Raw genomic sequence first — 25548 nt, forward strand, 5'->3', positions numbered from 1 at the left:
GTCAAAAACGACAAACTGGACTGGAACTAACTTCAAAAATGAGATATAGTAATAAAAACAAGTAATAACCAACTTAAAAATTGGTACGACCCAAAGATTAAGGAGAAGTTTCGTGGCTGACTTAATATATAAAAAAATCATCGATTCACTTAAATCTGAAATCGATCAAGGTAGTTTTCCAGACATGCGTTTACCAGATGAACGTTCATTGGCTGAAAAATATAGTGTAAGTAGAAGTTCAATCAAGCGAGCACTTGGCAATATGGCTGAACAGGGAATTATTTTCAAAAAGCGTGGTTCAGGTACTTTCGTCAATCCGCTCTATTTAAAACAAGATTCGTACTTCAACTATAGTGGTAAGAATTTAGGTATTACTGACAGTTTTCAAGTCAATGGTCAAAAACCGGGTATCAAAGTTTTGAGTTTCGATGTTGTGAGACCGACTGAAGAATTGCAAGATAATCTATTCTTGAAACCAGGAGAGTTTGTATACTCCTTCAAGCGTTTGCGACTGATGAAGGATGTTCCATTTATGATTGAGACTGGATATATTCCAATAAAATTGGCACCAGAATTATCTGAAGAGGTTGCTTCAGAATCAATTTTTAATTATGTGGAATCGGAATTGGATCAAGAGGTAAACAAGACTTACTTGGCTATCTCTGCAGCACCTTCTGATGAAGAAGGTCAAAAATTATTAGACTTGAAACCAACTGAACCAGTAGGGATGATGGAAGGTATTTTCTTCTTAAATGATGGAACACCTTTTGAATTCTCAACTATGAAATTGCATTACAAATACTTTAAGTACGATTCATTCGTCGACCTAGGTAGCAGATAAAATAATTGGGACGGTCCAATTAATAAAATGGTTGACTTTTATAAATACTGCAGGTATTATAATAGATAAATACATAAGGAGCGTGTACTAATGACAGACTATTCATCTAAAGAATATTTAAACTTAGTAGATAAATATTGGCGCGCAGCCAACTACATTTCTGTAGGACAACTTTATTTTAAAGATAATCCATTATTAAAACGTGATGTTAAAGCGGACGACGTTAAGGTTCATCCAATCGGACACTGGGGAACAATCGCAGGTCAAAACTTTATTTATGCTCACTTGAACCGTATTATCAACAAATACAATGTGAACATGTTTTATATTGAAGGACCAGGTCATGGTGGCCAAGTTATGGTTTCTAACTCATACTTGGATGGTAGTTACACAGAAGCTTATCCAGAAATCACTCAAGACGAAAAGGGTATGCAAAAATTGTTCAAACAATTTTCATTCCCAGGTGGTGTTGCTTCTCATGCCGCTCCTGAAACTCCAGGATCAATGCACGAAGGTGGAGAATTAGGTTACTCACTTTCTCACGGTGTTGGTGCTATTCTTGATAACCCTGACCAAATCGCCGCTGTTGTTATCGGTGATGGTGAATCAGAAACTGGTCCACTTGCTGCATCATGGTTCTCAAATACATTTATCAACCCAGTTAATGATGGTGCTGTATTGCCTATCCTTGACTTAAACGGATTCAAGATTTCAAACCCAACAATCTTGTCACGTAAAACTGACAAACAATTGACTGAATACTTTACTGGTATGGGTTGGGATCCTATCTTTGTTGAAGGCGATGACCCTCAAAAGATGCATCCTGAAACAGCTAAAGCTTTCGATGAAGCTATCGAAAAGATCCAATCAATTCAAACAGAAGCTAGAAAACACTCAGCAGAAGATGCTAAGATGCCTAACTGGCCTGTAATTATCTTCCGTGCACCTAAGGGCTGGACTGGTCCTAAAGAGTGGGATGGTGTTCCTATTGAAGGCTCATTTAGAGCTCACCAAATTCCAATTCCTGTAGACCAAAACCATATGGAACATATCGATGCATTGGTTGACTGGATGAAATCATACAAGCCAGAAGAATTGTTCAACGAAGATGGTTCACTTAAAGATGACATCAAAGAAACAATTCCTTCAGATGATAAGAGAATGGCATCAAACCCTGTTGTTAATGGTGGCCTTGATCCAAAACCTCTTACACTACCTGACTTCAAAAACTATGCACTTACAATCGACAAACGTGGTGACAAGAATGCTCAAGATATGATCGAATTAGGTAAATATCTTGGCGATGTTATCAGAGACAACGAAAAGACATTTAGAATGTTCGGACCTGATGAAACAATGTCAAACCGTCTATATGGCGCATTTGATGCTTCACCTCGTCAATGGATGGAACCAACAAACGAACCTAATGATCAATTCGAAGCACCAGTTGGTCGTATCATCGATTCCCAACTTTCAGAACACCAAGCAGAAGGATTCCTTGAAGGATATACATTGACAGGACGTCACGGTATCTTTGCATCATACGAATCATTCTTAAGAGTTGTGGATTCAATGCTTACACAACACTTCAAGTGGTTGAGAAAAGCTGATGAACTTTCATGGAGAAACAAGTATCCTTCATTGACAGTTATCGCTACATCAACAGCTTTCCAACAAGATCACAATGGTTACACTCACCAAGATCCAGGTATCATCACTCACTTAGCTGAAAAGAAACCTGCATTTATTCGTGAGTACTTCCCAGCTGACACAAACTCATTGTTAGCTGTTATGCCACAAATCTTAAATGATCAAGAAAAGATCAACTTATTAGTTACTTCAAAACAACCACGTCCTCAATTCTATACAATTGAAGAAGGTCAAGAATTAGCTAAAGAAGGTCTTAAAGTTATCGACTGGGCATCAAACGACAATGGAGATCCAGATATCGTTATCGCCGCAGCCGGAACAGAACCAAACTTAGAATCACTTGCCGCAATCAGCATCTTGCGTAAAGAAATGCCACAACTTAAGATCAGATTCGTCAACGTAGTTGACCTACTCAAGTTGCGTTCACCAGAAGTTGATCCTCGTGGATTGTCAGACGAAGACTTCAACGAAATCTTTACAATCGACAAGCCAGTATTGTTCGCATTCCACGGTTTCGAAGACATCATCAAAGATATCTTCTTCGATCGTGACAACCACAACCTATTCGTACACGGTTACCGTGAAAATGGTGATATTACAACACCATTCGATATGCGTGTAGTTAACGAAATGGACAGATTCCACTTAGCAGAAGAAGCAGCAATCGCCGTAGACGGAGATGCAGCTAATGACTTTGCTGACAAGATGGAAGCAATAGTAGACAAACATAACAAGTTCATCCGTGAAAACGGTGAAGACTTGCCAGAAGTAGAAAACTGGAAGTGGGAAAACTAGAGAGCGGAGAACCGCGCTCAGCTATCCACTATAACGTGCAAAATGGTACAGGGTGCAAAGCACCCAGTGCCATTTTTGCGTTATAGAGGATAGTTGCGGTTCGCAGCTCGTTTCAGCAATCAGAACAAGCGGACGATTGGGTAGCAATCGGTAGCAATTTGAAAGTTGGAAGCACTTGTTTACTTAGAAGAAAATCAAAAGGTTTTGTGTACTTAGTCAGCAATCAATATATTGTGTTTAGTTTTACAGAATTAAAAATTTCATAGGCACTAGTACCAGCAACAAGACACAACTGTTCACACTTCACAAACACCCAAGATTTTTCCCCGTCAAGCACCGAAACTTATATAATTAAATTAAAAATAATAAAACCTAATCTAATTCTTAGATAACCAATCTCAAATCTCATAATAAAGCAAAAACACATGATAGCTCTGCACTCAGAATCTAATAAATCTAAGATAAAACATGCCCCAAAATTAGATAAAAATCTCCCATATTTGGATTGTGAAAAATATGTCCGTAAGGTGTTGAAAGTGCCGTCATACCGTGTTACTTTAGATATGCAGAAAAAACACAAATAGAGGCGGGTGGATATTATGACAACAGAGTTTATTACATCATTGATCAAATTAGCAGGAGCAGCAGTATTTGTTGCTATCGCGTTATTATTCTTCGTGATTCAAAGCCGATACAGTCTACCTATCGCAGCTTTCGTTGCAGTAATATTTGCAGTGTACGCAACTGGCAGAATTGCTAGAAAAGGCCTACTCAAATTAAGCTAATGATCAAAAGATCGAAAATCTCCAGATTGTTGATTCATTTCAGCAATCTGGAGATTTTTTTGTCTTAATTCTGCTAGAATATTCATAATTACTTCTTTAAAAGGTGACAAAATGGATACTACAGAGCAGATTCAAAAAATTCACGATTTTTCATATTCAAAAATGGAAACTGACAGAACTGGTCATAATTTCGACCATATCGAACGTGTTGTTAAGATGGCAACTCGTATAGCTAATGAAGAAAAGTCAGATAAACTGATTACTTTGGCTGCCGCATATCTACACGACGTAGCTGATGATAAATTGGTCGATGATCCGGCAAAACTGGAATTAGAGATCAGTAATTTTCTGAAGAGTATTGGATTGAATGAGAAACAGGTTGAAGAGATATTATTTATCACACATAATCTTTCTTTCAGCAAAACCTTATCGGACAATCCACCTAAGCTGACCCTTGCAGGGAAAATTGTTCAAGATGCCGACAGATTAGATGCAATCGGTGCTCTCGGAATTACAAGAGCTGTTTACTATGGTGGTGTCTATGAAGAGGTTATCTACGATCCAGACATTAAGCCACGTGAAAATATGACTAAGAATGAGTATCGCAATTTGGATAATGAAACTATCATCAATCATTTTTACGAAAAGCTTTTGAAGCTGGCTGGTATGATGAATACCCCAACGGCCAAGAAAATTGCTGACGAACGTCAGAAGTTTATGATTGGTTTTTTGGACGAGTTTAAAGCTGAATGGAATTTAGAAAAATAAAAAGATTAAGCTAGGGTACTGAGTCTATAATATGCAACAGATAAATAAAAGCACTTCTGAGATAATATAAATCTCGGAGGTGTTTTTATTTTGGCTAACAATAGATATTCATATGAAACAAAATTAGAGGCGGTTAGGCTTTTAAATACAGGAATGTCAGGAAGAGAAATTGTTCAAAAGCTCGGTCTAAAGAGTGATGGGCTTATTCACACCTGGCGCAAATATGTGCGAAATGGTGACTATTACAGACTCAGGCAGGAACCTGGTAAGCAATATAAATACCGAAAAGGTAGTGCTAGTAATTCATCAGAAATTCAATACCAGCAAGACATCGAAGCAATGAAACAAGAACTAACTGTCGTAAAAAAATATTTAATCAAGGAAAGGTTGTGGTAAATCGATCTACCATCAATATGATCACGGATCTTAGTAACGATATTCCAATTACCAGAATTTGCGAGATACTAGGAATTGCGAGATCCACCTATTACAGGAATCTCAAGCCAAAGGAACCAAGAAATAAGGAACTTAAGGAAAAAATCCATGCAGTTTGTAAAGTGGCTCATTTCCGGTTTGGCTATCGTAAAGTTTTCAATAGGATTAAGTCTTCATTTGATTGTACTGAAGGAAAAGTGAGACGGATAATGTCCAAAAATAACTGGAGTTGTAAAGTGAAACTCAAGGTACAACATCGTCCAGGGAACCCCTACAAAACCTTTGATAATATTATTAATCGTGATTGGGATACGGATACCCCATTAACTAAATTAACAACCGATATCACGTATCTGCCTTTTGGTACGTGCATGCTTTATCTATCAACCATCATGGATACATTTAACAATGAAATAATTGCTTATGAAATATCAGATCATCCTGATGAACAATTGGTTCTTGATACTCTTGCACAACTACCAGAGTTGGGCGAGGAAACAATACTTCATAGTGATCAAGGTGCAACATACACTTCAAGAAAAGTATTTGATGAGTGCAGAGAAAAAGGCATTATCAGAAGTATGTCCCGTAAAGGAACTCCAGCTGATAATGCCCTGATAGAGTCGTTTCATTCCTCACTAAAGTCTGAAACGTTCTACATAAATGACGAGCCAATAGGCTCAAATTCAATTGTAATTGAAATGGTGGATGAATACATCCAATTTTGGAATAATGAACGTATTTTACAAAAATTGGGTTACCAATCACCGGTAGAATACCGGTTATCAGTAACCCAATAAAAATCAGATAGTGCTTTTATTTACTTGTTGCAAAAAATGGTTGCAGTACCCTAGTGAATTAGCTTAATCTTTTTTGTTTGTTTGCGTTTGCTACGGAGGACAGAGATTACACCTGCTATGGGGACGTCTTCAGCCGAAGTACGGGCTTCCGACTCGCATTTGAACCACGTAGTGCTCGCGTTTCAAATGTCGCCCATGTTCTAACATGACGTTTCCGTTATGTTGGAACATTTTCACAGCTGGTTACATCTCTGTCCTCCTTCGCCTTCAAAACAGTAGTTTTACTGTATTATTGAGTTTAGTATGTCTAAATTTAATACTATTCTGATTTTCCTTTTCTAATTCTTACTTTGAGTTTCTTGAAACCTTCTGGTTGTATGATCCAGTAGATAATTACGGCTATAATCACAATTCCCATAAATACTGGGAAACTTAGAGACCTCGAGTTGCTTTCAAAGCCAATGAAAAATATCAATATGGCAAACCAAATATTTGCTAATAATTTCAAAACGATTCTCCTCTAGATAGCTTGTAATGTAAGACTATAGAAGTTAGTACAGACAAACATTATCATATAAACAATAAATGGTTGACTTAAAATTCAAGATACCAACATTTGTTTTGTTATACAGAAATATATTAAATTTTTATACTGGTAGAAATTAGAAGATTTGATCAATGCCAACGAAGATTTGGTTTAAAACCAGACCAACCGGAGGAAGACAGAGATGAAGGCAGCTGTGACAACGCTGTTAGCTGCGAAGCAGCCTACAGCGTGGGACGAGTTGGGGAGACTGACGAGTTTCGTCAGGCTTCAAACCGAGCCAGAGGACCGATTTTCGGCCGAGGGCGTTCCCCACAGCAGCCGAAATCTCAGTCCTCCGCAGGTGACATCATAGTTCCATAGAAAAAAGCCTGAAAGTAATCACTCTTTCAGGCTTTTGTTTTTGTGTAATCAAAACTTGAGGAGGAATTGATTACGACTTGTATTGTGTATTATGAGAATTATATATGTGTTTTAAATTATGAGAATTATTATGAAGAGGTATAAGTTAAGGGCTTATTTCTTTCCTTTAGCTTATATCTACATAATAACCAGTAAATATGAAGAAATTATGATGCTTTTGTAGATAAATTTGGAAAAATTTTAGATAAAGTTATTTCGTTAAGTAAATTTTCTTTAAGTCTGCTACCTCATGGTCGCTAACACCTAGGTCAGTTCTGATATAATTATCAAGACTACCGGATGTTTCCTCAATTGCTTTTTGGGCAACATTCAAATAATTCTCGTTGACTGTCATTAGTGCTTTAATTGACTCAACTAGTGAAGGATCACGTTCTTCAACTTGTTTCAACAAATTAGCTACGTAGCCTTTGCTGGCTTGATTAGTCAACAGATAATCTTCCTTGATAGTTGGTAATGGGACACCAAGTGTATATAGGAAGAAAACGGCACCCATACCAGTACGATCTTTACCTGCGGTACAGTGGAAAAGGACTACATCATTATCTTTAGAGTTGCCAAGTAGTTCATTGAAGAATCCACGATAGGCATCACGTGATTGATCTTCCATGATCATGTTGCGGTAAACTTCAAGCATGTGGTTATACCCATCTGCTGGGTCAAAATCGATTTCAGGAATTACTGAATCTTGAATCTTTGATGCCTCAGTCTGGTCGTCACTGAATACAGGTAATGAAATGTATTTTGCTCCATCTGGCAAACGATCTGGTTTTTTGTCGATTTCTGACTGGGAGCGGAAATCGACGTCGGTTTTTACACCATAATCTTTTAAATAAGTTAAGTCGTTGTTGGTTAAATCACCCAGTCCTGCTGATCGTAGGGCTTTGTGGTATTTAACGGACTGGCCTGAAGTTGTTTGATAACCGCCGAGTTCACGGAAATTGATACCAGCCTCAAGGTCAAGGATGCGCCGTGTGTTTTGCGTTGCTCTGTCCATAAAAAAACCTCTCTTCTCAATCATCTATTTATGATCAATATATATATTATAGCAAAAGGAAGATTTATCCATGAAATTTCTTATCGCTCCAGGAAAATACGATGATTCCCGAATTAGTTCCAAAAATGTCGGGCAAGCGATATATAGTGGTATTTCACGGGCATTACCTGATGCCAAAATTGTTACTATGCCGGTTACGGATAGTAAATATGGAATGCCTGCGTTAGTGGCTCACACCATTGGTGGTAGATGGGTCGACTTACCATTCTTCGATGCCTTTTGGCAAAACAAAATGGGACGTTATTTACTGACAAACATTGACAGTCAGGATACCGCAATTATTGATACAGAACAAATAGTAGGTCCTGACTTGGCGATTTCTAAAAGCCGAACGGATCTTTTTCATGCTACTAGTTATGGCGTTGGTGAGTTTATTGTTGATGCTGTCACTAGTGGATTGAAAGAAATAGTCATAAGTCTGGGTAAGGCAGAAACTTTCGACGGTGGCTTAGGTGCTTTACAAGCGATGGGCGCCAAGATATATGACGAAAGTGGAGATTTGATACCAGAAGGCGAGAACCCACTTATTAACGGCTATGAGGTCGATTTGGACGATGTCTATACACTTCTTCGCAAAGTCAATATAACCGTTCTTCTGAGCTATTCTACGAGCCTGAAAGAAAACAATGATCGGGACTATCTTTCTGAAACTCAAAAAAGTTTTTTAGAAGATAACCTACTTTATGTTACAGAAAAAATTAATCAGAAGTATAATTTAGATATTCACCCGATGCCACACTCTGATTCAATCAAAACTTTAGCAGGTGCTTTTGCGATGATCAAAGCCCGTATTTCGAGATCGTCGTTTGAGTGGGTCGCTAATGTCACGGGTATGGACGAGACAATTCGGTCGGCAGATGTTATGATTACAGACACCGATGAAGTTTCATCTGAATCCATGCACGACGAGATTTTGTTTCATTTGAGTAAAATCGCTGGTTATTCGAAAATGCCGACATTTGTATTGTGTAATAATTTTGTTGATAATTTTGAGGATTATGAACAATTATTTACAGGCATATTCTCAACACAGATGTCGAATTATTCCCATGATAATAAGGATGAACAAATTATTTTTGAACATTATGAGTCGATAGCAAATCAATTGGCTAGAACATTGGATGCTTTTCATAATGTAAACCATTGAAATAAATAAAATTATGCTTTAATCTTAAGGTAAAGGCTTAAGACTAAGGGCGTTGGAGGATTAAATTATGGATCAAGATTACAAAAGTATTTTAGTACCAGTAGATGGATCAAAAGAAGCTGAGATGGCTTTCCGCAAAGCTGTTAAGGTTGCGCAATTAAATAAAGGTCATTTGGATGTATTGACTGTTCTCGATACAAAACAATTCATCGGTTTACATGGTGGAATGCTTAATGGGGATGTTATTTATCAACTTTCTGAAGATGCTCAAAAATACCTCAACGAATTGAAAGATGAAGCCGTTAAGAATGGATTCAGTAAAGACGACATTCAGATCCACGTTCGTTTTGGTGAACCAAAGACAGTTATCGCAACAGAATTTGTTGAAGAATACAAGAACGACCTTATCATGATCGGCTCAACTGGTATGAACGCAGTTACACGTTTACTTGTTGGTTCAGTTTCAGAATACGTTACACGTAATGCTAGAACTGATGTTATTATCGTTAGAACAGATGTTGATAACAACAAGATCAAAGGTAGCAAATAGATAAAAATTTGATTGGGCAACTTTGAGTTGTCCAATTTTTTTGTTTAAGGTGAAAATATGAGATGTGAATGGGCAAATAGTTCTCCAGAAATGCAAGCGTATCATGATAATGAATGGTGTAAAATCAGCCACGATGAAAAATATTTTTTTGAAATGTTGAGTTTGGAATTATCACAAGCTGGCTTATCTTGGTCAACGATAATTAAACGTCGACAAGGCTACAATGAGGCGTTCGCTAATTTTGATATTGATACCGTCGCTGATTTTGACGATGCTAAGAAAGCTGAATTATTGCAAAATGAAGGCATTATTCGCAATAAACTCAAGGTCAATGCTATTATCAATAATGCAAAGTTGATCCAGCAAATGCATGAACGTGGAGAAAAGTTTTCTGATTACATTTGGAGTTTTACAGATGGTAAGCAGATCGACCACCATGTGAAGTCCTTGGATACACTGCCAGCTCAAGATGAGCTTTCTCAGAAGATAAGTAAAGACCTCAAGAAACGTGGCTTTAAATTTGTTGGACCTACTATTATTTATTCATATTTACAGGCGGTCGGAGTCTATAATGACCATTTGGATACATGTGATTTTAAATAATCGGATTTTTCAGTATAATGTACTTTAATTGGAGGAAGTAAAATGAATTCTGATACTATTAGTAAACTTGGCGAATGGCTTGACGACAATGTCTCAAATATTGAAGACAAGTCAGTCAGATTGGATGCACAACGAATTTATGATGTGCTAGACGATTTGGAAGTACTAAGAAAACCAATCAAAGAATATTTTGATATGACTGAAGACGATTATTATCAAAATGAATCTGACCATCGCTTGACACTACAACATCCTGACGCAAAATTAAGTGAATTACATGATCGTGTTTTAGTTAACCATATCGATGGTTCATTAGCTGATCACGAAGTCAATTTCACATACAATCACGAAGATCCATTTATTGATGGTGACTACAAAGCAAAGACTGACTTAGATTTCATCAATTACTCATTCATCGTAATTGGTGCCGTTTATGCCAATACGATCGTTGCCGACGTTCGTAATACAATTTCAAAGGATGCAATTCTTTCTATCGGCTTAGCTGCCAAAGCAATTGCTGACTGGCAAGAATAATATGAAACTATTATCTGTAAGAGATCTATCTTTCCAAAGGCAAGGTTACTTTGCATATAAGCATGTAACCTTTTCTTTGTCTCAAAAGGAATCAGTCAGTATTACTGGAGACAGTGGTAGTGGAAAAACAGCACTGTTAGAAACGCTTGCCGGGCTCAACTATCCTGATAGTGGGACTGCCAGCTATACTACTGGGGCCAGGGTCGGCTTCATGCCACAGATTGAGACGGAGATAATTAATGATTCCGTAGTTGAACACCTTGAAAAAATACGTCAACTTACTGGTGATTTAGCTGTGCGTTCTGATCAAGCTAAAGATTTAGCTGCGTACATGGGTATGAGTCCGTTTATGGATCGTAAAGTCTCAACGCTGTCTGTTGGATTACGACAGCGTGTCAGCTTTTTAGCAGCGGTAATTGGACGTCCCAATATTTTGATATTGGATGATCCATTCTCATTCCAAAACAGCACCTACATAACTAATATGTTGGAAATCGTTAAGGACTTAGAAGATAATGGCTCAGGAATCCTAGTAGCTGGTCCTATGAACGACAGTGGGGTCGACGCATATTTTGATACTAACTATCAGATGAAAGCTAAGTCGTTAGAACCTAAGAACCTAGCTGATATCAATTTGATGCTGGTATTTAAGATCACTCCAGACTCAATGGCGATAACCAAAGAATTAGGTGCTTTTGTGGCAGCTGAATTGGATGGAGTTGTTGAGTTAAAGGTTCCGGCTATTCATAAAGATGCCATTATTAAGACGATGATCGAGTTAAATTATCAATTTGAAGGGATGCGAAATCTTGAAGTTTAAGTTGTTGTACTCTAATTTTTCAAAATTATTGCTAAAAGATTATTTGTATCCTATTATGTTGGCATTCTTAATAATTTTTGAATTAATGTTTGGATTATTAATAAGTGGGAGTTCTACCATAAAGTTTTCAGTTTTAGTTATATTGAATTTCTTCTTTGCTTTACTTATGGCAATGTCATTTTTAAAAAATGATCAACGAGAAAATCGATATTTCAAGCAACGCATTGGCAGTTATCCCAGATATGTGATTGTTCAAATGTTAGTTTTAGTTTCAGCTAACGTTGTTACTGCTATTATTTCTGGCATATTTAGTTTTTTGATTTCAAGTTCACCTATCAATAATGCGACGATGATACTTACTTTGATAACTACCGAAATATTAGGTACATCAATAGCATTATTGTTCAAATCACAATGGGGCAGTCACAAGTATTTGGCTCCGATCGGATTAATAATTTTTATTTTATTTGCTCTGGCCGATAGTAATAATTATATTTTGAGTTATGTTAATTGGATTTTGCCGCCAGTAAATATAGTAGTCGAAACATTCCAAGAGCAATCCGGAATGTCTAGACTATTACCTCTAGCCTTACGACAATTAATATATGCCATGGTACTTTTGACCGTCAGTGGGTTATTCAATAAAAAAAGTTACCGAAAATAGAAGAAAATGCTTGCCATTAAAAGCTCTTTTTGATTAAATATCGGAATGAAGATTTTTATGGAGGTCGTAAAATGAGCAATATCTATTTGCGTCAGGCAAGAGAAGAAGATTTACCAAAAGTTTTAGACATCATCTCTGGTGCTAAAAAAACATTGAGAGACCGTGGCGTTGACCAATGGCAAACTGGTTATCCTGATGAAGCAATTTTAAAGCAAGATTTAAAAGATGGAATTAATTACGTTATGTTATTAGATGGTGAAGTTGTTGGAACTGCAGCCTTGCAACAAGACAATGATCCTAACTATATTGATCTGCAAGGTGGCAACTGGGCAGATGATTCACACGAGAATTTCTCAGTTATTCACCGTATTGCAGTAGAGCCAGGACATCAGGGACAACATTTATCAGCTGCGTTGATCCGTCAATTGTTGACGACATCGTATGCACGTGGATTTAGCGATGTTCGAATCGATACACATCCAGACAATTTGGTTATGCAACACGTAATCACTTCAAACGGATTTATCGAAAAAGGATTAATTTCAATGGAAGAAGATGAAGGTGCACGTAAGGCTTATCAAATTATCTTGCACTAGTCTACATTCTATTTTGGTCCAAAAAGTCGTATAATTATTTTTATGATAAACCATCTTTCATGATGGTTTTTTTGCTATAAAAGACCAAAAACATGTTAGTATTTAGTCGATTAGGAGAGAAAAAAGTGAAATTCAAAAATCTAACACATAAAATTCTCAGACCACGTCCTTCTGCATTTATTTCTCAACAGTTAGATAGATTTTTGGGACAAATAAAGCCCAGACCATTTTTTACGGATTATATAATTAATGCCTATAACACTAATGCTAAAAAACGTATCAGTAAGAATTCATTGACGCTTTCTGTTTTGACAGACACGCATGCTAAAGCGGTTGCGAGTGCCTCTTACTATGGATTGAATGGTGCACGTCACATTGTGGAAGCCAACAAGGCTTGTGATGATCTACCAATTGATCTGAATGTTCACCTCGGTGATATGATCGATGGTTCAGACAAACCTGAGATAAGTCGAGGCTTATTAGAGTTTGCTGTCGAAAATTATCAAAACAGTAAACATTCTTTTTATGTGCTCGAAGGTAATCATGATGAAAATGATAAATACGATGAACACCGATTTATTAGTTCAGCCTCATTCAATAGGGATGACTACTACCAATTAGTAACAAAAAAAGTTTTTGATCAGCCAGAAATAAGCCGTTTGAATTCGGTTTCAAAAATAGGTTGGTTTGATAAAGGTAGTGTCCGCGTGATATTCTTGAATACTAGTGACATTCCCTATATTTTGAATGGAAACACTAAGAAGTATGATTTCAAGAAAGTTCGCGGAGTTCGTGAGCAACAATTGGAAGATTTAATTACAGTTTTAGAAAAAACCGTCGATAAAAGGATGGTAGTATTTGGTCATGCAAACCTGATCAGCCCAAGTGGACGGTCTGCGTTGAATTTTAATGGTGATTTAGTACAAAAAGTATTTACTAGTTTCAATAATAAAGAGTCTGGTTTATTAAAAAATGAATTAACTGGTGATTTTGGAGTTAATCTACACTATGACTTCAATGATACCGGTATTTCACAGATTTCTAACTATATTTGTGGTCATATGCATTATGAAAAGTACTACAAAGTTGGTGGAATTAATCATATAATATTAAATTGTTCGGCTTTAATGGGGAAGAAACATGGCCTAACAACTGATTACAATAAAAAATGGGACAGAAGATACAATGAAGTGTCAGAGTTGGCAGGTTATTTCATTGATATCGATCCCGATAAAATGTTGCTACAGATCTTTGGATATGGATCGGCAACCCGATATGTAAGTTTTGAAATTTAAGGAGAATTAATATGTGCGGTATCGTCGGTTTTGTAGACAAAAAAATAGCTGATAAGAAACCAGTTATAGAGTCCATGATGGAAGCAATCAAACATCGTGGTCCAAACAGTTCGGGAGAATTGATCGATGGGAGCGTCGCACTTGGATTTCGTCGTTTAAGTATTATTGATATAAAGAGTGGTATGCAACCTATTTATAATGAAGATCGTAGCAAAGCTATTATCTTTAATGGTGAAATTTACAACTATCAAGATGTTAGAAAAGAACTACTTAAAGCAGGACATATTTTTACAACAGATACTGATACCGAGGTATTGTTACACGGATTTGAAGAGTGGGGAATTACTGACCTATTAAAGAAAATTCGTGGGATGTTCGCTTTTGTTATTTATGATCTAGAAACAGGAGATATCACAGGTGCACGTGATTTCTTTGGTATCAAACCACTATATTATTACAATAAAAATGGTACTTTCATCTTTGGTTCTGAAATAAAATCATTTTTGAAGCAACCTAACTTTCAAAAAGAACTTAATAAAGAGGCATTGAAGCCTTATTTGACTTTCCAATATTCTGCCTTGAATGAAACATTTTTCAAGAATGTTTTCCGTATTCCTGAAGGCCATTACTTTACATTTAAAAATGGTAAATTAAGCATCAAAAAATATTGGGATATGCAATTCAAAGATAATCATTTGAGCTTTGAAGATACAGTTAAAAAAATCGATGAATCACTTCGTGATTCTGTTAAAGCACATGCTATTAGTGATGTTCCCGTTGGATCATTGCTATCTAGTGGTGTCGATTCTAGTTATGTTACAGCTATTCTCAAACCAGAACACACGTATTCGATCGATTTCGATACAAGTACTTATGAAGAGGGAAGCGCCGCTAAGGTACTTGCTGACACATTAGGTTTAGAAAATACTCGTGGAATCGTAACAGCTGATGAGGCTATGAAAGCTCTGCCTTTGATCCAATATTATATGGATGAACCAGATTCTAATCCATCGTGTGTTCCACTATATTTCTTAACGAAATTAGCAAGTAAAGATGTTACCGTTATTCTTTCAGGTGAGGGTGCCGACGAATTGTTCGCTGGCTACGCTAATTACGGCTATCACTCACACTCTAAGACTGTAAGGGTATTTGCCGAGCAACTGAAGAAACTTCCTAAGGGAGTCCGTTATAAGCTTGCTCACGGATTTAAGAAGTTACCTAACTTTCCTGGAAGATTGCATTTATATGAATCAACAGCTAAAGCTGAAGAATTTTTCATTGGTCAAGCAAAGATATTCAGTGAACAAGATGCCGCCGATATCGTAAAGCCAGATTTCGAAAAATCACGTTCAGTTAAAGATATCGTTATGAGAAGTTATAGCAAGGTTTCTAATTATAATGATGAAGTTAAGAAGATGCAGTACTTGGATATTCATCAATTTATGGCCAACGATATCCTATTGAAAGCCGACCGTATGAGTATGGCTAACTCAATGGAGTTACGTGTACCATTCTTGGATAAAGAAGTAGCAGAATTAGCAGCTGGAATCCCAACAAAATACTTGTTGAATAGCAAAGATAGTAAATATGCATTAAGAGTTGCGGCAGAACGTGCCTTGCCAGAAGCTTGGGCAAAACGTGAAAAGCTAGGCTTCCCAGTTCCAATCAGAGACTGGATGCATACAGAAAAAGTCTATAACGAATTGCATGACTTCTTCAGTGAAGACTTCGTTGGTAAATTCTTTGATCAAAAGAAATTACTAGAAATGTTAGATGGTTTCTATCATGATTTAAATGATGATAGAAGAAAAATTTGGACAGTTTATACTTTCTTAATTTGGTATAAAGTATTCTTTATTGAAGACGGAAAGAAACCAGAAGTCGATCCACAAGTTCAAGAGTGCGAATAATGGCGTTAAACTCCGAGCATAGCCTAGGTAGAGGAATCGCTGACGAAGTCAGCAATTTCGCTACCGTAGCTAAGCGGAGGGAGTTGCCATTAGTTGCACGTTTCCGCAAAACTAGAGCAGGTAGAGGAATCGATGACAAAGTCAGCAATTTCACTACCGTAGCTAAGCGGAGGGAGTTGCCATTAATTACACGTTTCCGCAAAACTAGAGGATAGAAATACAATTTTGAAGTGTGTTATTGAGTTTTGAAGGAAACGTACTAGATCAATATAATTTCAAAAAATCATATACAACAAAAACACCAAAAAAGCCTGGGTAAACCACCCAAGCTTTTTTTTAAAAGTACTATCTAGTTTTAAAAACTAGATAAAAGAGTTATAATTACTACGATAAATTATATGGGTTACTAAATAGGGGGAATATTAGTGCAAGAATTGGAGCAGTGGTTGAAAGAAATTCAGGATTATAAACTACCAAGGTGGGAAAACTTACCTGAATTGGAATTATACCGTGATCAACTTTTAACTTTAGTCGAGAGGTATATTGGTCCGGTTTGGATCGAAGATACCCCTGTTGTTACTGCTTCAATGGTCAATAATTATGTAAAAAACGGACTGATGCCAGCACCTGTAAAGAAGCGTTACACACGTGAACATCTGGCTTATCTGATAGTAATAACATTTTTGAAGCAGGTAGTTTCGATGGATGAAATTGAAACTGGTATCATGGCCCAAACAAGACAAGCTGGCGGAGTTGAGCTTGCCTATAATACTTTTTGCGAAAAGCAAGAGGCGTCGATCCGCTCTTTGAATCAGTTTGATCAAACCAATCAAACTGACACGAGTTCATTAGAGAATTTATTGATCGACATGGTGACCAGATCGTTTTCTACAAAATTGATAACCAGAAAGATTTTATCGATTGAAACTTCTGCTCATATGGAGAAGAAGGGTAAATAAATATGACTGAAAAAATTGCCGTTTTTGTGGACTCTTGTTGTGATATGCCGACGGAGTATTTGGAAAAACCTGGTGTTTATGAATTACCAATGCAGATAATTTATAAGGAACACAATTTCTTAGACAGGGTCAACATTAGTGCAGAACAGGTATACGACAACTTGGAAACAGAGATTCCCAAGACATCATTGCCATCAGGAGACTGTATTCAACGTAGCTTAGATGAATGTTACGCTGATGGATATACTAAAATAATTTCGATTTCAATTTCTTCTAATTTGAGTGGAACATATCATTTTTTGAACACATTTTTAGAGGATGATTCAAGATTTACATATCGTGCGTTTGATACCAGACAGGTTTCAATAGGTTCAGGATTGATTGCTGTTGCTGCCAAAAACTTGATTGATGAAGGAAAAAGCTTTGATGAAGTAGCTACAGCGGTCGAGTACTCGATCGAACACGCCGTAACCTATTTTTGTATTCCAACGTTGACCTATTTACGGGCCGGTGGAAGAATCGGTTTGGTATCTTCAGTTGTCGGTGGGATGTTAAAACTCGCTCCAATCATTACTTGTAATGAAGAGGGAATTTATACATCGATCGGAAAAGCCCGAGGAATGAAACGTGGTCAAAAAATAATGTTGGACTTAGTCAAAAAGTTTATTGGTGACGATACTGACTACTTAATTGCTGTTTCTCACGGAGCTGATGAAGAAGCTGGTGGGAAAATGCTTACCTTGCTGGATGAAAAAGGTTATAGTGGCAAAAAGCAGTTTTTTGGTCAATGTGGACCCGCACTTGGAGTACACACAGGCCCCGGCCTAGTAGGGGTCGCAGTCTGTAAATTAAGTTAAAGTAAAGAGGCACAGCAAAGGCTGTTCCTCTTTTTTGTTCGGCGTTATAATGGCTACAAAGTGGCGGATATATGAGCGTCACGTTACGAAATATACATATATGGTATAATCGACTATGATTGTTATGAATTAAAAATATTTGAATTAGAGTGAGAGGCTGATACCTATCGAAACTGAATCAGGAAAGAAATTCACGCCTGTTTTATTGGGTAGTGATATGAACGTTTACGGAATGGCCCGTGCTTTCCACGAAATGTATGGTGGTACAGTTACCGCATATGCTGAAGCACAGTTGGCACCGACTCGTTTTACAAAAATCGTTGATTTACACCTCTTTTCAGGATTTTCCGAAGATCCAGCATTTATTGAAAAGATGCGTGAAATCGCTAAAATATATCAAAAACATGATGAACCTGTAATCTTAATTGGCTGTGGGGACGGCTACGCTGAACTTATCAGTAAACATAAAGAGGAATTATCAAAGACATTTATTTGCCCATACGTTGACTATGATCTTTTGAGATCATTGAACAATAAAGAGAGTTTCTATAATGTTGCTGACAAGCACAAGTTGCCACATCCATTAACAAAGATCATCACCAAAGAAATGTATACCAAAAACGAGGACATGGATGTACCTTTCGATTATCCAGTCGCATTAAAACCCGCAAATAGTGTGGAATGGTTGGATATTCATTTTGAAGGTCGAAAGAAAGCATTTACGATTCATTCAAAAGAAGAATACTTAGATATCGTTGGTAAAATCTATGATAACGGCTATACATCTGATTTGATCTTGCAAGACTTCATTCCAGGTGATGATTCCAACATGCGTGTTCTTAATGCGTACGTTGATAAGGAACATCACGTTAAGATGATGTGCTTAGGACATCCAATTTTGGAAGATCCAACTCCACAAGCAATTGGTAACTATGTTGCTATCGTTCCAGAATTCAACCAAGATGTGTATGACCTTGTTCAAAAATTCCTCGAGGATATTGAATTTACAGGTTATGCTAACTTTGATATGAAATATGACTCAAGAGACAAGACATTCAAGTTCTTTGAAATCAACTTGAGAATGGGACGTAGTAGTTTCTTTGTTACCTTAAATGGTTACAATCTTGCTAAATATGTTGTTGAAGATTATATTGAAGATAGCTTAGAAAACACACCTACTGTTTATGCTAATAAGAACAAAGCTCAACATAAATTATGGCTTGGTGTACCAGTTAAAGTATTCAAGAAATACGCTGCTGACAACGAAGCTAGTCACTATGCTGAAGAACTTATCAAGCAAGAACGTACAGGGACAACTGTTTTCTATGATAAGGATCGTTCCTTCAAACGTTGGTTACTTTTGACATATATGTTCCATAATTATGTCAAACGATTCAATCAATACTTTGAAGTAAATAAGGGACGTGACTTCAAAAACTAGGGGGTTGATTAGATGGATGATTTACGTGATTACAAAGTCACAAAAATTGAGTACGACAAGATTTTGATTTGTGTGGATTCAGATGACTTTGTATCTTCGAAAAATGCCTTTAACTATGCCTGCTCATTAGCTAAACACTATGATGCAAAGCTCGGTATAGTTTCAGTATTGGAAACCGGTGATTTGAATATTTTCCAATCATTGGATAAAGATACACTTGCAGAACGTCGCAATGAGATCAAAGAGTTACTTGAAGGTTATGGTCAAAAGGCCAAGACTTATGGCGTTAAGGATGTTCATTTGATGGTTACCGAAGGTAATCCAGGACATGTTATCGTTGAAAAAGTAATTCCAGCCTTTGAGCCGGATTTAGTTATCGTTGGTGTTGAAGAAAAGAATCGTAATCGTAATACAATCGGTTCACAAGCAGCACGTATCGTTAATGACTCAAAAGTATCAGTTTCAGTTATTAGATAATGAGTAAAAATTAAGAGGCCGTGACATAAGTCGCAGCCTCTTTTCGTTTACAAATTTTTATTTCCTAAACGTGCAACAAAAGGCTGCAACCTCCGCTTAGCTACGGAACACAAACGATTGAAAGTTCCAATCATTCGTATTCCTAGGCTATGCTCGGTGGCAAAGCGCCTTCTGTCACACTCTCTTTTAATATTGTTAAGCTCTATGCTTTCAGATATAAATATTTTAGTGATATAGTAGTATGCAAATGATAGTGGTGGTGAATTTATGTTTACAAGTAAAATAGTAGGTGGCGCCGGAGATATGATCGATGCAAAGCCTGCTGATTATAAAGACAATTTATACCTTGCTGTAAATGGTAAATGGCAAGAGACTGCAGAAATTCCAGCAGATAAGCCTAGAACAGGTGGCTTCATGGACCTTGATGAAGGTGTTGAAAAAACACTGATGAAAGAATTTCATGAGTATGCCGAAGGTTATGAAAAGTCTGACAATAAATTGTTGATGGAAGCTGTTAAGCTTTATCGTTTGGCCAATAATGTTGACCATTTGAACAAGTATCATCAACAACCAATTTTGAAAGATATTCAACGTATTGTTGACCTCAAGAATGTTAAAGATTTGAGCGATTGTTTAGCCGAATTATCTCTAAATGGCTTTACATTACCAATCGACCTCGACATCGAAGCTGATATGAAAGATACTTCTAAGAATGTAGTTTATATCGAAGGGGCTAGTTTGATTTTGCCTGATAAAGCATATTACGAAGACGGTAATGATTCAGGTAAGCAATTGTTAGATAAATTTGCTGAAGTGTCAGTCAAATTACTTTCAATGATCGGATACGACTTGGATAAAGCTCAAAAAATCGTTGATCACGCTTTAGCTTACGATAGACGACTTGTTCCAATCGTTAAGAGCCAAGAAGAATGGGCAGATTACACCAAGGTTTATAACCCTATGCAATTTGACGAATTCGTAACTAAGTCATCGTCTGTTGATTTGAAATCATTAGTTACAGATTCCATCAATGACACACCTGACAAAGTTATCATTGAGGAACCTCGTTATCTCGAACATTTGGACGAGTTGATCAATGACGACATTTTTGATGAAATCAAAGCTTGGATGTTGGTCATATTCTTAACGAATAACGCATCCAATTTGGATGAAGAATTCCGTCAAACAATCGGTGAGTACTCATTAACTTTGAGTGGAGCAAAAGAACTCCAAAACAGAACAAAATTTGCTTATCACAAAGCTACTGGCATGTTCAGCCAAGTAGTTGGTACATATTACGGTAAGAAATACTTTGGTGAAGCAGCTAAGAACGATGTTCACAGTATGGTAGAAAAGATGATTTCTATCTACGAACAACGTATCAATGACAATACTTGGTTAGGCGAAGCCACTAAGAAAAAGGCTATCGTCAAACTAGAAAATATTAAGATCAAAGTAGGATATCCTGACAAGATCGATGATATTTATTCCAAGTTTGAAGTAGACGAAAATGCTTCACTTTATGACAACATCAGTAAAATTGCCATCCTCAAACGTGAAGACACATTAGACAGCTACCACAAGCCAGTTGATCGCGAAAAATGGTTGATGCCAGGACAAATGGTCAATGCATGTTATGACCCATCAAGAAATGACATCACATTCCCAGCCGCAATTTTACAAGCACCATTCTACAGTTTGAAACAAACAAGTAGCCAAAATTACGGTGGAATCGGAGCAGTTATAGCTCACGAAATCTCACATGCATTCGATAACAACGGATCACAATTCGATGAATTCGGAAACATGAACAACTGGTGGACAGACGAAGATTACGCCAAGTTCAAAGAGTTAACAAAAAATATGATCGACGAATTCGATGGAATACCATACGCCGGTGGTAAAGTTAACGGAAAACTAGTAGTAAGTGAAAACGTAGCCGATGTAGGTGGATTACGGTGTGCACTAGAGGCAGCAAAGGGAGAATCAGACCTCAATCTACATGAGTTCTTTATCAATTGGGCAAGAGTATGGAGATTGAAAGCAACACAAGAATTCAACGAATTGCTATTGCAAACCGATGTACATTCGCCGGGCCCACTAAGAGCCAACGTAATGGCACAAAACATGGACGAGTTTTATAAAGAGTTTGACGTTACAGAAAAAGATGGAATGTGGTTAGAACCAAGTAAGAGAGTAAATATTTGGTAAAAGCAGAGCCATAAGCAATGGCGCAAGAAGCCGGTCATAGCCTAGGCAATGGAATTGACGACGAAGTCGGCGAGGCCACTTGGCGTAGCTATGTATAGGCTTCTGCCATTGTGTTGGCGTTTCCGCTATAAAAAAGTGAACCGAACCTAAAAACTGTCATAAGCAGAGTAATAGTTTCCAGATCAGAAAAATATTTATGGCTGTGCGGACCGGGGCAAGCCAAGGTCTTGCCCCTCGGTTTTGAGCCTTGGTAAATCACCAAGTCTCGAAACACGCCCGGTGGTGTAAGAACGGTAAATCTCCGTTCTAACGCCACTTTCACTGCCAAAAATAATTTCTGCTCTTCCAACTATATTTAGATAGTAACTTTAAAACGCAAGGAATCAGCAACTGGGAATTATATTTTCCAACCGCTGATTCTTTTTTATTTTTCAAATATTAAGTTGAACATATTTAAGTTTGAATTAAGGTCAAAGATACATAATATTTTTCATATACAAAGATGAAATAGTTACATATTATATTTTCAAATCTTTAATATAAATATTGGCATTTAATAATATAAATGTTAAACTTTAATTCAACTTAATACATCCACGAAAAGAGACAGAATATGACAACAGAGACTATGAAAGAGACAGAAAAACAATACAGAATTGGTGATTTCGCCGAAATGACAGGATTGACGAGTCCTACATTGAGATATTACGAAAAAGAAGGCCTAGTAAAGCCACACCGTTCTGAAAATGGTTTGCGTTACTACACAGATCAAGATGTTGATTGGATCAAATTCCTATTGCATTTGAAGGGTACAGGAATGTCTATCGAACAATTGAAGAAGTATGTCGATTGGAGAGCAGAAGGCGATTCTACTATTGGTAAACGTTTAGAACTTCTAAAACAAGTTAAGTCTGACTTCTTGAAAAAGATGGAAGATTTGGAACATAGTATGACTATTCTTACTGATAAGATTGATTGGTATCAAGGTAAGAAAGATGGTTCTATCAAGGATAGTGAGGATTTTTCTAGTTATTTAGATGCGATGGATCATCAAGAGTAATCTGATTTGTTGGTGGGTGGTGGTTCACTGCCGCCCTTCGGTCAGGTATTTCAGGGCGTGGACGCCATGAGTTGATCCAAAGCCGAAGGGCGGTCTTTGGATACAACTTTAATCTAGCGACGGCCTTTGCCGTCTCAAGATTAATTCCATGGCTTTGCCCTGAAATACCTTCCCTTCGGGCTGAACTTGTTTCAAAAATCAGGTTTGAAAAGTTTTTAATATTTTGGAATTTGTCTTTGGGGCGGATTCCTTTTTTTATTTCGTAAAACCATTGATAGATAGTTTCATTCAATTTATTTTCCCTTTAAACCACTCATTCATAACTGAATTTGTGGTTTTTTTATTTATTTTCAAATAGCTGTTGACTTATAGTGCACTTGAAGGTGTTTACTTATCTCATAAACGAGGAGGAATTGATATGGCAAAACAAACTGCTGGGCATGATATGTTGGGTGACTTCGCTCCCCAATTTGCAGAATTGAATGATGATGTACTTTTTGGTGAGGTATGGAGCAAGGAGTCTGAACTTTCAGCTCATGACCGTTCTATGATCACTATTGCTAGTATCATCTCTGCTGGAAATTTGGAACAACTTGATGCTCATTTAAAAATTGGTAAGAAAAACGGTATTACTAAAGAAGAAATTGTTGCGGAAATTACGCATTTATCATTTTATGCAGGTTGGCCTAAGGCTTGGTCAGCATTTAATAGAGCTAGAGAAATTTGGAAGGAAGATTAATTAATGGCTAAATTTGAAGAATTGAAAGACAATGGTGTATTTCCTGTCGGTGACAAAAACGACGCTTATGCACAATATTTTATCGGTCAAAGTTATCTTAAAGGACTAGTTAGTCCAGAAGACAATATCGATTTTGGTGTTGGTAACGTAACTTTTGAACCTGGATGCAGAAACGACTGGCACATTCATCACAATGGTTTCCAAATCTTGCTTGTAACTGGTGGAGAAGGCTGGTATCAAGAAGCTGGAAAGCCTGCTCAATTGTTAAAACAAGGTGATGTTGTGGTTATTCATGAAGGTGTAAAGCACTGGCATGGCGCAACTAAAGATAGCTGGTTCTCACATGTTGCTATTACAAAAGGTAATTCTGAATGGCTAGAAAAGGTTACTGATGAAGAATACGATAAGCTAGGAAAATAATTTTAAACTCGTGAATGATTCGCCAAAATTGACATTGATTTAAAATCTGTATTAAATGGAGTTGCAGCAGTAATATGACAAATTACTGTCCAAATTTAATACGATGAGGCGTAATTATGAAGGTTTTAAGTTTTATCAAGCTCACGGATGAGCAACAAGAAGAAATACGAGCTTTAGCCGATGACATTTCTTTGAAAGTCGTCTCACCAGAAGATGCAACGAAAGATGATTTGACTGAAGTTGATGCCATATATGGGTGGTCGAATCGGTTAGAAAGTCATGCAGTAGCCAATGGATATTTGAAATGGATCCAGACGATTCGTGCCGGTGTAGATGCATTACCACTGGATGATATACGAGATGAAAACATTTTGTTGACCAGCGGATCGGGTGCAAATGCTATCAATATTGCTGAGCAAACTTTGGCATACATGTTGATGTTTTCAAGAAAATTACACTTGGCAATGCGTGATCAGGACCAAAATTTATGGAAATTGGATGAACCTTATGGCGAAATTTATCATAAATCGGTCTTGTTTGTTGGTGCTGGCACGATTGCGACGGTCTTGGCTGGCTATTGTAAAGCCTTAGGGATGCATACGATCGGTATTCGTCGGACTGCCAAAAAGACTGAGAATGTGGATGAAATGAAGTCGATGGATCAGCTGAAAACAGCAGTTGGACTGGCAGATTTTGTCGTAAATATACTTCCAGATACCAAAGCAACGGTGAATACATTCGATGCTAGTGTTTTTGAGGCAATGAAGTCAGATGCCGTTTACATCAATATTGGTCGCGGTAAATCGACTAATACCGAAAATCTGATAACAGCACTAAAGAACAAAGTTATCGGAGGAGCAGCTTTAGACGTTGTGGAGCCAGAACCGTTACCCGCTGATAGTGAGTTATGGGGCATGAAAAACGTCATCATAACTCCTCATACGGCCGGCAGAAGCACACATTATGCTGAACGAGCATTTAAAATATTTAAAGAAAATCTGAAGAGCTTTCACGATACAGGAAAAGTAGAAATAAATGTCGTCGACTTGCATCAAGGATATTAATAAACTGCATTCCAAAAAGGATGCAGTTTTTTTATTATTTGAAAACACCTAAATAGTAAATATTACTAGTCTGTTGTATAATTTTCAGTAATTACTAGCAGGGGGA

Annotated in this window: 28 protein-coding genes; 25 read left to right on the forward strand and 3 right to left on the reverse strand. The window is 37.1% G+C overall.

Going from position 1 to position 25548, the window contains the following annotated elements; genetic code table 11:
* The first annotated feature begins 112 nt into the window (after positions 1-112).
* The 6 genes from EKM63_RS09540 (at position 113) to EKM63_RS09565 (ending at position 6074) form a co-directional block, all read left to right on the forward strand.
* The gene (locus EKM63_RS09540; RefSeq protein ID WP_125706055.1) at positions 113-841 is read left to right on the forward strand and encodes a GntR family transcriptional regulator; all 729 of its coding nucleotides are present in this window, start codon (positions 113-115) and stop codon (positions 839-841) included.
* Between the two features lie 90 nt (positions 842-931).
* Positions 932-3286 (forward strand): phosphoketolase family protein, encoded by a 2355-nt coding sequence (locus EKM63_RS09545; protein WP_125706057.1) that lies wholly within the window; start codon positions 932-934, stop codon positions 3284-3286.
* A gap of 599 nt (positions 3287-3885) precedes the next feature.
* Positions 3886-4071, forward strand: coding sequence for a hypothetical protein (locus tag EKM63_RS09550; RefSeq protein WP_125706059.1), 186 nt, complete (start codon positions 3886-3888; stop codon positions 4069-4071).
* Between the two features lie 111 nt (positions 4072-4182).
* Positions 4183-4839 carry an HD domain-containing protein gene (locus EKM63_RS09555; RefSeq protein ID WP_125706061.1) on the forward strand — a complete coding sequence of 219 codons (657 nt, stop codon included), beginning with the start codon at positions 4183-4185 and terminating at the stop codon, positions 4837-4839.
* 90 nt (positions 4840-4929) lie between these two features.
* Positions 4930-5235, forward strand: a complete 306-nt coding sequence (locus EKM63_RS09560; protein ID WP_125706063.1) for a transposase — start codon at positions 4930-4932, stop codon at positions 5233-5235.
* A 17-nt stretch (positions 5236-5252) separates the two neighbouring features.
* Positions 5253-6074, forward strand: coding sequence for an IS3 family transposase (locus EKM63_RS09565; protein WP_153494299.1), 822 nt, complete (start codon positions 5253-5255; stop codon positions 6072-6074).
* Positions 6075-6393: 319 nt separating this feature from the next.
* On the opposite strand, the gene EKM63_RS09570 is transcribed toward EKM63_RS09565, so the two are convergent.
* Both EKM63_RS09570 and EKM63_RS09575 read right to left on the reverse strand, forming a co-directional pair.
* Complete coding sequence (locus EKM63_RS09570; RefSeq protein WP_125706067.1) at positions 6394-6582, reverse strand: hypothetical protein; 189 nt, start codon at positions 6580-6582, stop codon at positions 6394-6396.
* A 649-nt stretch (positions 6583-7231) separates the two neighbouring features.
* Positions 7232-8035 carry a tyrosine-protein phosphatase gene (locus EKM63_RS09575; protein WP_125706069.1) on the reverse strand — a complete coding sequence of 268 codons (804 nt, stop codon included), beginning with the start codon at positions 8033-8035 and terminating at the stop codon, positions 7232-7234.
* A 70-nt stretch (positions 8036-8105) separates the two neighbouring features.
* Between EKM63_RS09575 and EKM63_RS09580 the strand changes: the two genes are divergently transcribed.
* The 16 genes from EKM63_RS09580 to EKM63_RS09655 all read left to right on the forward strand — a co-directional run bounded on the left by EKM63_RS09580 (position 8106) and on the right by EKM63_RS09655 (position 23219).
* Positions 8106-9242: a glycerate kinase gene (locus EKM63_RS09580; RefSeq protein ID WP_125706071.1), complete on the forward strand. Its 1137-nt coding sequence runs from the start codon at positions 8106-8108 to the stop codon at positions 9240-9242.
* 67 nt (positions 9243-9309) lie between these two features.
* On the forward strand, positions 9310-9792 hold the full coding sequence (locus EKM63_RS09585) for a universal stress protein (RefSeq protein ID WP_125706073.1): 483 nt from the start codon (positions 9310-9312) through the stop codon (positions 9790-9792).
* 57 nt (positions 9793-9849) lie between these two features.
* A complete protein-coding gene (locus tag EKM63_RS09590; RefSeq protein ID WP_125706075.1) occupies positions 9850-10395 on the forward strand; it encodes a DNA-3-methyladenine glycosylase I in 546 nt (181 codons plus the stop codon).
* A 42-nt stretch (positions 10396-10437) separates the two neighbouring features.
* On the forward strand, positions 10438-10929 hold the full coding sequence (locus EKM63_RS09595) for a hypothetical protein (RefSeq protein WP_125706077.1): 492 nt from the start codon (positions 10438-10440) through the stop codon (positions 10927-10929).
* 1 nt (position 10930) lies between these two features.
* Positions 10931-11749 carry an ATP-binding cassette domain-containing protein gene (locus EKM63_RS09600; RefSeq protein WP_125706079.1) on the forward strand — a complete coding sequence of 273 codons (819 nt, stop codon included), beginning with the start codon at positions 10931-10933 and terminating at the stop codon, positions 11747-11749.
* Entirely contained in the window at positions 11739-12413 is a 675-nt protein-coding gene (locus tag EKM63_RS09605; protein ID WP_125706081.1) for a hypothetical protein, read from the forward strand. Before EKM63_RS09600 ends, EKM63_RS09605 begins: the two co-directional genes overlap by 11 nt.
* 71 nt (positions 12414-12484) lie before the next feature.
* On the forward strand, positions 12485-13009 hold the full coding sequence (locus EKM63_RS09610; RefSeq protein WP_125706083.1) for a GNAT family N-acetyltransferase: 525 nt from the start codon (positions 12485-12487) through the stop codon (positions 13007-13009).
* A 125-nt stretch (positions 13010-13134) separates the two neighbouring features.
* A complete protein-coding gene (locus EKM63_RS09615) occupies positions 13135-14304 on the forward strand; it encodes a metallophosphoesterase family protein (RefSeq protein ID WP_125706085.1) in 1170 nt (389 codons plus the stop codon).
* 11 nt (positions 14305-14315) lie between these two features.
* Complete coding sequence (gene asnB / locus EKM63_RS09620) at positions 14316-16214, forward strand: asparagine synthase (glutamine-hydrolyzing) (protein ID WP_125706087.1); 1899 nt, start codon at positions 14316-14318, stop codon at positions 16212-16214.
* Positions 16214-16429: a hypothetical protein gene (locus EKM63_RS09625; RefSeq protein ID WP_125706089.1), complete on the forward strand. Its 216-nt coding sequence runs from the start codon at positions 16214-16216 to the stop codon at positions 16427-16429. The genes asnB and EKM63_RS09625 overlap by 1 nt, the downstream gene beginning before the upstream one ends.
* 210 nt (positions 16430-16639) lie before the next feature.
* Positions 16640-17173, forward strand: a complete 534-nt coding sequence (locus tag EKM63_RS09630) for a DUF1836 domain-containing protein (protein ID WP_125706091.1) — start codon at positions 16640-16642, stop codon at positions 17171-17173.
* A gap of 2 nt (positions 17174-17175) precedes the next feature.
* On the forward strand, positions 17176-18030 hold the full coding sequence (locus tag EKM63_RS09635; RefSeq protein WP_125706093.1) for a DegV family protein: 855 nt from the start codon (positions 17176-17178) through the stop codon (positions 18028-18030).
* A 217-nt stretch (positions 18031-18247) separates the two neighbouring features.
* Positions 18248-19471 (forward strand): carboxylate--amine ligase, encoded by a 1224-nt coding sequence (locus EKM63_RS09640; protein WP_125706095.1) that lies wholly within the window; start codon positions 18248-18250, stop codon positions 19469-19471.
* A gap of 12 nt (positions 19472-19483) precedes the next feature.
* Entirely contained in the window at positions 19484-19948 is a 465-nt protein-coding gene (locus EKM63_RS09645; RefSeq protein WP_125706097.1) for a universal stress protein, read from the forward strand.
* Positions 19949-20251: 303 nt separating this feature from the next.
* Positions 20252-22159: a M13 family metallopeptidase gene (locus EKM63_RS09650; RefSeq protein WP_225418296.1), complete on the forward strand. Its 1908-nt coding sequence runs from the start codon at positions 20252-20254 to the stop codon at positions 22157-22159.
* 613 nt (positions 22160-22772) lie between these two features.
* On the forward strand, positions 22773-23219 hold the full coding sequence (locus EKM63_RS09655; RefSeq protein ID WP_125706101.1) for a MerR family transcriptional regulator: 447 nt from the start codon (positions 22773-22775) through the stop codon (positions 23217-23219).
* On the opposite strand, the gene EKM63_RS09660 is transcribed toward EKM63_RS09655, so the two are convergent.
* Positions 23185-23511 carry a hypothetical protein gene (locus tag EKM63_RS09660; RefSeq protein ID WP_125706103.1) on the reverse strand — a complete coding sequence of 109 codons (327 nt, stop codon included), beginning with the start codon at positions 23509-23511 and terminating at the stop codon, positions 23185-23187. The genes EKM63_RS09655 and EKM63_RS09660 overlap by 35 nt on opposite strands.
* Before the next feature lie 126 nt (positions 23512-23637).
* Between EKM63_RS09660 and EKM63_RS09665 the strand changes: the two genes are divergently transcribed.
* From EKM63_RS09665 to EKM63_RS09675, 3 genes are all read left to right on the forward strand, one after another.
* Positions 23638-23958: a carboxymuconolactone decarboxylase family protein gene (locus EKM63_RS09665; protein ID WP_125706105.1), complete on the forward strand. Its 321-nt coding sequence runs from the start codon at positions 23638-23640 to the stop codon at positions 23956-23958.
* Between the two features lie 3 nt (positions 23959-23961).
* Entirely contained in the window at positions 23962-24378 is a 417-nt protein-coding gene (locus EKM63_RS09670; protein WP_125706107.1) for a cupin domain-containing protein, read from the forward strand.
* 116 nt (positions 24379-24494) lie between these two features.
* Positions 24495-25442: a D-2-hydroxyacid dehydrogenase gene (locus EKM63_RS09675; RefSeq protein ID WP_125706109.1), complete on the forward strand. Its 948-nt coding sequence runs from the start codon at positions 24495-24497 to the stop codon at positions 25440-25442.
* Positions 25443-25548: the final 106 nt, after the last annotated feature.

The organism is Companilactobacillus mishanensis (genome assembly GCF_003946505.1).
Classification (GTDB): domain Bacteria; phylum Bacillota; class Bacilli; order Lactobacillales; family Lactobacillaceae; genus Companilactobacillus; species Companilactobacillus mishanensis.